Annotated in this window: 14 protein-coding genes; all 14 read right to left on the bottom strand. The window is 59.8% G+C overall.

From position 1 onward, the window contains the following. The coding region (locus J4E42_RS10765; RefSeq protein WP_207285230.1) for a tail assembly protein at positions 1 to 569 on the bottom strand (569 nt) is incomplete at its 3' end. Between the two features lie 56 nt (positions 570 to 625). Continuing rightward, positions 626 to 973 carry a hypothetical protein gene (locus J4E42_RS10760; RefSeq protein WP_207285229.1) on the bottom strand — a complete coding sequence of 116 codons (348 nt, stop codon included), beginning with the start codon at positions 971 to 973 and terminating at the stop codon, positions 626 to 628. 58 nt (positions 974 to 1,031) lie between these two features. Next, positions 1,032 to 1,841: a C40 family peptidase gene (locus J4E42_RS10755; RefSeq protein WP_207285228.1), complete on the bottom strand. Its 810-nt coding sequence runs from the start codon at positions 1,839 to 1,841 to the stop codon at positions 1,032 to 1,034. 2 nt (positions 1,842 to 1,843) lie between these two features. Beyond that, positions 1,844 to 2,536, bottom strand: a complete 693-nt coding sequence (locus J4E42_RS10750) for a phage minor tail protein L (protein ID WP_207285227.1) — start codon at positions 2,534 to 2,536, stop codon at positions 1,844 to 1,846. Continuing rightward, a complete protein-coding gene (locus J4E42_RS10745; RefSeq protein WP_207285226.1) occupies positions 2,533 to 2,862 on the bottom strand; it encodes a phage tail protein in 330 nt (109 codons plus the stop codon). Before J4E42_RS10745 ends, J4E42_RS10750 begins: the two co-directional genes overlap by 4 nt. A gap of 9 nt (positions 2,863 to 2,871) precedes the next feature. Then, positions 2,872 to 5,637, bottom strand: coding sequence for a phage tail tape measure protein (locus J4E42_RS10740; RefSeq protein WP_207285225.1), 2,766 nt, complete (start codon positions 5,635 to 5,637; stop codon positions 2,872 to 2,874). Positions 5,638 to 5,662: 25 nt separating this feature from the next. Further along, complete coding sequence (locus J4E42_RS10735; RefSeq protein ID WP_207285237.1) at positions 5,663 to 5,953, bottom strand: DUF1799 domain-containing protein; 291 nt, start codon at positions 5,951 to 5,953, stop codon at positions 5,663 to 5,665. Positions 5,954 to 5,970: 17 nt separating this feature from the next. Then, the gene (locus J4E42_RS10730; RefSeq protein ID WP_207285224.1) at positions 5,971 to 6,354 is read right to left on the bottom strand and encodes a phage tail assembly chaperone; all 384 of its coding nucleotides are present in this window, start codon (positions 6,352 to 6,354) and stop codon (positions 5,971 to 5,973) included. Positions 6,355 to 6,363: 9 nt separating this feature from the next. Then, positions 6,364 to 7,011, bottom strand: coding sequence for a phage tail protein (locus tag J4E42_RS10725; RefSeq protein WP_207285223.1), 648 nt, complete (start codon positions 7,009 to 7,011; stop codon positions 6,364 to 6,366). Between the two features lie 102 nt (positions 7,012 to 7,113). After that, positions 7,114 to 7,383, bottom strand: a complete 270-nt coding sequence (locus tag J4E42_RS10720) for a hypothetical protein (protein ID WP_207285222.1) — start codon at positions 7,381 to 7,383, stop codon at positions 7,114 to 7,116. Positions 7,384 to 7,425: 42 nt separating this feature from the next. Next, complete coding sequence (locus tag J4E42_RS10715) at positions 7,426 to 7,845, bottom strand: phage tail terminator-like protein (protein ID WP_207285221.1); 420 nt, start codon at positions 7,843 to 7,845, stop codon at positions 7,426 to 7,428. Continuing rightward, positions 7,845 to 8,414, bottom strand: coding sequence for a hypothetical protein (locus tag J4E42_RS10710; protein ID WP_207285220.1), 570 nt, complete (start codon positions 8,412 to 8,414; stop codon positions 7,845 to 7,847). The genes J4E42_RS10715 and J4E42_RS10710 overlap by 1 nt, the downstream gene beginning before the upstream one ends. After that, the gene (locus J4E42_RS10705) at positions 8,411 to 8,800 is read right to left on the bottom strand and encodes a hypothetical protein (RefSeq protein WP_207285219.1); all 390 of its coding nucleotides are present in this window, start codon (positions 8,798 to 8,800) and stop codon (positions 8,411 to 8,413) included. The genes J4E42_RS10710 and J4E42_RS10705 overlap by 4 nt, the downstream gene beginning before the upstream one ends. Next, entirely contained in the window at positions 8,800 to 9,294 is a 495-nt protein-coding gene (locus J4E42_RS10700) for a DnaT-like ssDNA-binding protein (protein ID WP_207285218.1), read from the bottom strand. Before J4E42_RS10700 ends, J4E42_RS10705 begins: the two co-directional genes overlap by 1 nt. Position 9,295: the final 1 nt, after the last annotated feature.

Genomic DNA, 9,295 nt, shown 5'->3' with positions numbered 1-9,295 from the left:
CCGACGGCGACCACGCTGGAACCGACCAGCATGTGGCCGTAAACAACAGGCACAGGGAGGCCTTGCTGCGTGGAGTTGAACGCACCGTTGAACAGGTAGCTGGGTTTGTTTTCGGTGCTGGATTGTTCTTGCTGGCTTGGGGCTTTTGGTACCGGCGAAAGCATTTGCACGACGCCGCCAAGAGTCATGGCAATACCTACCGGCATCAGCGCTTGGAACCCTGGGATGAACGAAGCAACAATCAGGACTACGCCCAGAATGGTTTGGAACAGGCCACTGTTTTTGCTGCCTGAGATGATCGGAACAATACGAATCTCGGTCGTACCGCTCATGGCGAGGCGATCCTCTCCAACGTTTTCGCGATTGCGAAAAATTGCGTATCGCATGCCTTTGCGAGCTTGGTCGCGGATAAACTCATCGAACCCATCAACGGTGTTCTTCAGGGCACTGAAAGCTTCTCGGGCTTCGCCGGTTTCGAGCAGGTAGTCCTTCTGCCGCCAGAATTTTTTGGCCAAGCTTCCGGAAAGCTTGATAGTGGCCATAGTTCGGCGGCTGACTACATCGCTCATACTTTTCTCCAGGCAATAAAAAACCGCCCGGAGGCGGTTGATTTGTTCTGCCCTGACTACAGGCAGCGATGAAGTGACTCGGTAACCTTGCTGCGACCGACCTGCTGCCAGGCCATTCGTTGATAAAGCTTAACTGTGCTTCCATTCGCGGATCGCTTGATGTCGAGGACATCATTCGTCTGACCGTTCATATCGCTACCAGAGACGAGTCGATATCCGTCTACTGTTTCACTCATCGTGGCCGTCGACTGGTATTCCTGCCATTCCGGGTAGATGCAGAGCGCGACTGATTTTGGGTCTTTGCTTGTTTCTTTTGACACCGAAGGATCGCCTTTGAGCAAGTCACCAGGGGTTGTGCACCCTGCGAGCGCGATCAGTGCCAGGGTGATTAGAGTTCTTCGCATGTTGAGCCTCCATGGGTTTTGGCGACTCTAACAGCGAAGATGCGAACAAATACAGGGCCTACAGGTTGGCTGCTCGCGGGAATGGCGCGATCAATCGTCCCATGCCGTCAAATCGACTTGAGCAATCCTTGATGGTTCTCCTGTCCTCGTCAGGGGCTTTCACTCCCTTGTAGCGCATGATGTGAGTCGTACACTCACGATAGGCTCGACCGTAGACCTCTTTGCAGCTCAGACGGCCATAGAGGTGATGCAGCAGAACGTCACCCTCCAGCCAGATCGCGCCGTGGCACGGCGTAGGGCTGCCGATCGCCATGACGATCAGATCACCCTGCTCTGGCGTATCGACCGGGACAAAACCAGTCTTGGCGAAGTTATCGACATACAGGTTCTCGCCGTTGTGCCACCAATCATCCCTGCGGTGAAAATCAGGCAAGATGATGCCGAGCTCTTGCCGATAGTAGTCACGGACCAAGGTGTAGCAGTCGATCGCGCCATGGACGAACACGCGCCCTTCCAACGGCATCTCGCCGGCGGCTGGCATCTCATGCCAGGTTGCGGCGCCATCCTTCAGTCCGACAATCCACCACGTCATCCGGCTGGCCGCATGGCTCGCCAAATCGTGCAGGCTGGGTTCCGGTCCGCAATCTGGGTGCGAGTGCACAATAGCCACGATGTCACCCAGATCCTCGGCGGCGGCGTAGTCTTCCGGGTGCAGGATAAAATGATCAGGCTCTTCTGACTGGTTTCGGCACGGGATGTAGCGTGGCTTGCCGCGCACGGCGACGACCAAGCCGACAGCCTCGCGCGGATACTCGGTGCGAGCATGCACCTCGGCATCATCCCGGCATTTATTCAGCAGTTCGGTCATTGTCAAAGTCTCGGTACGCGGGCGATTCCAGGGAAGCCGCCAAACGGCAACTCGCCATATTCGCCAAAGCGCTTCTTGCAACCGGCCATGGTTCGGCTGCATTGGTCATTGGCTGGGTCGCTGGTGGGATTGTTTGCATAATCAGCCACTGGCCCGCCGGCATAGCCGCACTCGCCAGAGCGGTATTTCCACAGGCAAGTGCCGGCCACCACTTGGCGTCGTGGCAACTTCACACCTTGCAAGTCCAGCGGCGAGCCAAGCTCGAACTCGATGGCGGCGGGCGTCTCGTTGACCTTGCGTGTGATGAACCATGTTTCGGCTGGATACTCTTGAGCTGGATCAGCCGTTGGGTTTCCGCCGACGAAGTTCACCGCGTCCAGGTACTTGACCAGCGTCCGGCGCCGCTTGATCTTTGCCCATAGCAAGTCTTCGTACTGCCGGCACAGCGCCGAAATGTTGCCTCCGAAGTTTCCGACTTGAAGCTTGGGGCGTGCCGGGGAGCCTTGGCTGGGCGTAGCAAACTCGGCGCACTTGAGCGGCCACGGCGTGTAGGTCACACCCTGCCAGATCACCGAGCCCGATATCTCGTTGGTTCCGGCGTGGAAGTGGAGCGTCTGATCGGAGAGGATCAGGTCGAACCCCTCCCAGATCGACAGACCACGGGCGAGCGACAGCTGACCTTGAAGTTCACTCACTCGTAAACCTCCTCAAAGGTCACCGACATGCTGTCAATGCCTTTGGCTACATTGATGCGCGGCCACTTGCGGCAAACGAACTGCCCGGGTGACTGCCCTGGATGCGTATAGGTGAACGATTCGAGCCCGCCTCGGGCTTTGAGGAAGGCGTCAATCGCCTCGATCTCTGCCACAGGACGCTTGAAGGTCATGGAGTACTCGCGCGGCTGTTGGTTGATACCGGTTCCCTGCCGCTGCTCGTATCCGTCGCCGAACTTGATGACCTTGACGGTCGGGGTGATCGTCTTAGTGGCGTCGTAGGTCGGAACCCATGTGAATGTCGGCATGACGCCTCCTTAGGTGAGTTGCCCGCCGTTACGGCGCTGCTGTGCGATTTCCTGCCGCGCTACAACCTTCATTGCCTCGGCCAGCTTCGCCGGATCTGGGATTGTGCTCGCGCCGTTATCAGCCGCGTCGATGTAGAAGGTCATGGTGATCGGGGTTGCGCTGCTTCCGCCGCGAATCCCGAGTCGCCCTTGCGAATCCCGAGCCAGCGGCACAATCGCTTCCGGTCCGGCCTCGCCCATGACACCGGTCTTCCCACCCGACATCCCGAAGGCAGTAGGAGAACTCACGACGCTATTGGAGAAGGCGCCACCATTGGCGAACATCTGCACGCCGTCGGACCAAGCACCGCCCTTCGCCTGCGGGAAGTACGTCGAGGAGTAACCTGCCTGCGTAGATCCGGCAGACGTCGGGCTACCGCCGAAGTACGAGCTCGCCGCACTGGAAGCCAGCCCGAACAGGCCGCTCAAGGCCGACGAACTTGCCTGCCGCGCCGCGATCCGCGCCATATCGGCGAGGATCGACTTGGTGAAGTCAGAGAACGAAGCCTTGCCGGTCGTGACGAACTGGGCGAACGCATCCTCGGCTGAGCTGAACGCGTTGGTGAGCAGGCTTTTCGTCTGCCCAGCCACGTCGCGCGTCGACTCCAGGTAGTTCTCCCAGGCCGACGATGCGCCCGCGCTCCAGCTGCCTTGTGCGTCGGTCATGTCGTCGTAATTGGCAACCACCGTGTTGCGCAGTTCCTGCTGGCTCTGCGCGACGGCCTTCAGCTTGGCGTTGTACTCGTCCAGGCTCATGCCGCGCGATCCGTCGCCGTACTGGTTGGCCAGATCGATGCGCTGGGCATTGGCCTTGTCGTCGATGCCGTTGAACTGGCTCTGCAACCCTTTCTGCCGGTCACCCATGCCAAGGCTTGCCGCCTCACGCTGCCCTTGCTGGCGAAGCGTGATGTTTTGTTGATTCAAGGCATCGGTGTAGGTCTGGATCGCCAAGGCCTGCTTCTTCAGTCGGCCCTGCTCATTGGTCGCAAGCACTTCCAGTTGACTGTCGGCATCCTTCTGCGCCTTGACCATGTTGGTTCGGGCGTCGGCAATCTTCTGGTCGAGCTGAATACGCTGCTCGCCAGTCGTGCCGGTGCGGTCCTTGACCGCTTCCAATGCCGCAATCTCGGCCTGATAGGCACCGGTGACTTCTTCACGCTCCGCCCGGATCAGCGCGGTACGCTGGTCGAGGTAGTTTTGCTGCGTGATCAGTCCAGCCTTCTGCTGCGCCTCAAGTTCCTTTTCGGAGTTCGAATAGGCAGCCTGCAGTTCCTTGATCGCGTTCTGGGCGTCGTTATATCCGCTCAGGTTGAGCTGATTCGCCTTGCCGGCCGGGTCCTTGTTCTTGTCCTTGATGTTCTGGATGTTCTTCGCGACGACATCGGCCTGGACCAGCGGGTTGTTGGGGTCCGCTTCACGCATGTCTTCAACGGTCCGCTGATATTCCTTGATCAGCTTGTTGCGCTTTTCTTCGTTGGTGAGGTTGGCGTCGGCAATGGCCTTCAGCTTGATGGCAGCATCAATACCGTCCTTCTGGACCTGAACCCGATCACCGATGAACTTGGTGCGCGATTTCTCGGCCTCGATCTGGAGCTCCAGATAGTCGAGGTCCTTTTTATCCTGTTCAGTGCTGCGGGTATCCAGGCCAAGCGCAGCAGCACGACCGCCGCGCCCCTGATTCGATTGCAGGCGCTGACGGATCTCGGCAGCCTGCTGTTCCAGAGACTGCGTGCGGCCAACGCTGAGTGTTGCATCCAGCGCGCCGGCGGCAGCCGACTTGATTCCTTTCCACGCGCTTTCGATCAATCCGAGGTTGGCGGTGATTTCGCCAGTGCGCGAGTTGATGGTCGATGCATAGGTGTCGGTCAGCAGCTTGGCAGCGCCAATGGTATCGCCCTGCTCTTTCAGCGCGACAATCTGCGAATAGACGGCAGCCGTCAAAAAGCCGTACTGGTCGTTCAGTTCCTTCGCCGCCGCGACCGGGTCCTTGGCGATCTTCGCGAATTCCGCGATGGTTTCGTCGATTGCTTTGCCGGTGGTTTTCTCCATCTGCAGCGCCGCAACGGCGATCTCGTCGAAACTGTCGCCAGCGATTTTGCTGTTACCGGCCAACGTGGCCAAGACTTCTGCCGCGGCGCCAGTGGTGCCGATGGTCGAACTGACCTGTGCCGCCAAGCCTGCCAACTTGTCAGCACTGGTGCCCGCCGCATTGCCGGTGAGAATCAGTGCCGTACTGTAGGCGGTCGCTTCCTGCGATCCTTTGTAGTAGGCGATCCCCAGGCCAGCCGCCGCGGCCGCAGCCAGCGTGTATGGGTTAACCAACCCAGCAACGTAGCCGCCCAAGGCGCGCGCAGCAGGGCCAATCCCGCCGAACATGTCCTTGAGTTGACCACCTTGTTGGAGCAGAACCTGAAGTGGAGCCTGGCCACCTTGGAGGCTGGTCACGATATCGGTGACTTGAGCGGGCACACCGCGCAGTGCGGCAGCCGTTTGCTTCGCTGACAGCCCGGTCGCATTGGTCTGCTTTTCCAGCTTGGCCGCAGCCAATTCAGCCGCTTTCGTCTCAGCCGCCATCGCCTTGATGGAGGCGCTGGCCTTTTTGCTCTCGCCAGACAGGCCTTCCGTGGCTTTCTCGGCCTTCGCGCCAGCCTGAGCCAAGCCATCCAGTTCCGTGGAAGCTTTGGCAACGTCACCGGTCTCTACCTTGATCCCAAGGCTGGCGATGTCTTGTGTCATGCCTTTCTCCTGACAATAAAATTCACTACGCCTCAGCCATGACAGCGAGCGCTTCGGCCTCCATTACTTGAAGGTCAGGAAAGAGTTCGGGGAGTTGCCGCTTCTTGATGCCGATGTAGCTGGCCACGTCGCGAATGGACGTGTAGTCGAGCCCGGTAGCGCCGCCGGGGCCGGTGCGCCACTGCGTGCCGAGCGCATTGAACAGGCGGAAGACCGACCAGTTGTCTGGCCAGACCTCCACGTCTTCCTCTTCAAGGTCCTCGGCGCTGAGGCCGAACAGCGACAGCTGTTCTTCAGGCGCTCGCGACCCGTACATCGCTTGCACCGCGGCGATCAGTTTCCCCGAGCAGCGACCTCGTAGGCCTTTTTGTAGGCGTTGATGATCGCAATGGGGGCGCCGACACAGGTCGACACCAGCTCGGCGATGGCCTCATCCGTGAGCTCTTCGTCAAAACTCCAACTGACGAGCGTTTCCTTGAGTTGCTCGATCTCCAGCGCGATCTGTCCTGCAGTGGCAGACTCCCAAGTTGCGCCATCCTTCATAGCCTCCTTGGCAAGCGCATCACGCTCAGAATTCCATTTGTCGTAGTACTTCGACAGTTCCTTGCGGTCGCGATAATGGAATTCGCACTCAACCTTGACCGGCTCGAAGCCGACGCGGGGAATTTCGACTTCGGCCTTGAACGTGGTGTTCTGGGCAATCTTGAAGCTAGCCATGTGTTCCCCTTACGACAGGTAGCGGGTAGGTGCGGCCTGCAAGGCCAGGGAGACGGTTCGAGTCAGCAAGTTGTTGCGGGAGACCGCCGGCTGAAGCGAGAACGAGGTATAGGCGCCGTAGTACAGCTTGTCAGTGCCTGGCAGGTTCAACCGGGCGGCCTGCATCGACTTCGCGGCGTCGGCAGCAGTGACGATGGCCACATAGGCCAGAGTCGGATCGTCAGCAACAGTCAGCACCATGCTGGCAGCAGACTTGTCGGTAGGCAGTTGACGGCCTTGCTGGTCTTCAAGGAAGACGATGTCGGAATAGTTTTGGTCGCCCCCGGAGAAAGCCACGTCGGTGATCTGCGGGATTTGCGCCCAGGTCAGCACCTTGGTCAGCGTGCCAGCGCCGGAGCCGGCCGGGTAAATCTGGGTGCTAGTGGTATCGATCGCTTCCAGGGTGATCGCGGTCGCTGTCGCGGCCTTGACGCGGACCACCTTGCCATTGAGTGGAGTCCAGCCGGAAGTGAGCTGAACGATGTCGCCAGCTACCAGAGTGGCGCCGACAACGGTGCAGATGGCTTCGGACGCGTTGGAGATGGCCGAGAACGGGAGCGCAGCGGCGTAGGTAGCGGCATGCTCGAATGTAGCGCCGTTGGGGAGTTTGTAGCCCATGGGGTTTTCCTCTGTGCAGAAATGACAAAACCCGCTCAATGGCGGGTTCTGGGTTTGCCCAATGGGCGGATTAGTGATTTGTTGCGCGGAGGCGCTTTAGGCTTACGCCTGACCGATACGCTTCCATCTTGCCGGATATACGAAGGCGGGTAGCTCTGGATAGACCTCGAACTCAATCCACCAATCAATGCCCTCGGCGATCGTTTGCGGGCAGCTGTCGAGCAGCTTGAAGCCTAACGACTCTGACAGTTCGCGCATGACGACCCAAGCGTTTCGACTCTCGCCAGCATCATCGGCCGAACGCAAGCAGTAGAACGCCCGGGCTTGTCGCGGGTTCTCTGGGTTTATCGATGCTGCTCTCTTCTCGCCCATTTCGTACACCTCTGATTCATTGCGGCCAGTATCGCCGAAAACTCAGGCTGTGTCGGCGCGGTACGTGAGCGACAGCGGCAGCGTGGTGGTCGTGTCGCCCTGCTGTGGCGCGGCAGTTGCCATCGGCGAGCGGACGTAGACGGTGAAGGTCGTTTTGGTCAGGGCCAGGTTGTTCGGGAACAGCGCGGCGATCTCGTCGGCGATTGACTCAGCAGCACCTCGGCCCGAACCGGCCTTGGTCACGACGCTAACATGGAACACGCCACGGTAAGCCGTGTGCTTGCCCTCAAGATCTTCGCTGGTCGTGTTGGCCGGCAGCAGGAAGGCTCGCAGGTATGGCGATCCGTCCGCCGGAGGCGTGAAGTCGACATCTTCATAGGCAATCGGCAGTGCCGGCACCCTGGCCGTGGCCCAAGTCTTCAGGCGGCCTTCAAACAGGCTGCGGATGATTCGATCAGACATTAGGGCAACTCCGAGACGGCTTTATCGATGAACATCTGAACTTCAAGGACGGAGACGCGGACCATGCCCGCCGGTGCTTGGCTCGAATGTCCGTACTCCAGCGGCTGCGCATGCGGAAGGTTGTTCATCATCCAGATAGTGCCGACCTGAGTCGTGAAGCCTTGAATCACCGTCGCGCCGTCTCCCTTCGAGTCTTGCCCGGTCGGGTCGATGCGTTCGAGCGTGCCGGTCTTGGCCACATCGAAGCTGACCTGCCAGTTCCCCCTGAAGCGGCCGCCGACGTACCCGCCGCCAGCGACCAAGTCCATGCCGTCCTTGATCAAGCGGCCCGGCTTCATCCGCCCATTTTTGGACAGGTTAGCCGGATCGGTGCGCAGCTCGGCATTCAGCCGGGCCACCTCGTTGTTGTACTGGGTCGCGGTCGCGTTGGCCGCCCATAGTTCAGGGTTGCCGACGGGGGATCGATCCACCACGGCCGCCAGCAGGTCGATGGCGACCTTCTTGATCACCGTCTCGGCATTGGCTTCGGCCTTCTCGGCGAACGCCTTCAGGTCCAATGCGAAGCTCATTTGCGGGCCTGCACACTGAAGCCAACGGCAAGGCCGGCGTAATCCCACGGGTCAACGTTCTGGACGGTGTAGGTGTCGCCGGCGAAGAGGATCTTGTCCTGGCTGATCGGCCTCGGCGTGTCCGTGCCGTCCTGCAGCAGCGGAGAGATCAGGATCTTAACGTCGCCCACCTTGATGCGCGAGCCGTCGATATCCTGCTGACGGTAGTTCTCGCGAAAGCCTGAGCCGTCGTATTGAACCGTAGTCACCGGGCTTGCGCCGACTTCAGGGTCATATTCACCTGTCGTGACGCGGACCAGTGACAGCTCTAGACCTTTGCCACCACGGGAGCGCGGCGCTAGCATTCGAGCAGCGCTCGCCTTCGCTCGATCGTAGATTTCTGCCATCAGCTTCTACTCAGTGATACCTGGCTGGACGACTGCAAAAGCCCGGAGAACTGCGCATAGGACTGCCGAACAGCGGCAGCCTTGCTGATGATGGGGCTTGCAGTCGAGTACTCGGTTTCAAGTGGCCCGACCTTCTCCCGGCTGATTGAGCCAAGGCGTTGCTCGGGCGGCGATAAGTCGTCGGCATGAATCTCGGTGGCCAGTGCCATTTGCCCGGCCTTGATCTGCGCGGGGATGGAGTCGGACGGTAGCAGCCACTTATTCAGGCAGACCTCGTAGCGAGGCCACGCCAGTGTTTGGACCGGGCTGACCGTTCGGCCTTTCCAGGGCTTGGCGTTCATTTCGAGCGCGGCCCGACGCAACAAAGCTTCCTGAGACGGGACGTCAGCCGGAATCACCCGGCCAAAATTTGCGGCGTAGGTGACCAGTTCGGCGGCCGTGGCGAAGCTTTCGGCACCGGGCACTACTAAGCCGCTCTCGATCACCAGTGCCATA

Origin of the sequence: Pseudomonas sp. FW300-N2A2, assembly GCF_017351735.1 — a bacterium.
GTDB classification, from domain to species: domain Bacteria; phylum Pseudomonadota; class Gammaproteobacteria; order Pseudomonadales; family Pseudomonadaceae; genus Aquipseudomonas; species Aquipseudomonas migulae.
This window is presented reverse-complemented; position numbering and strand designations above follow the sequence as displayed.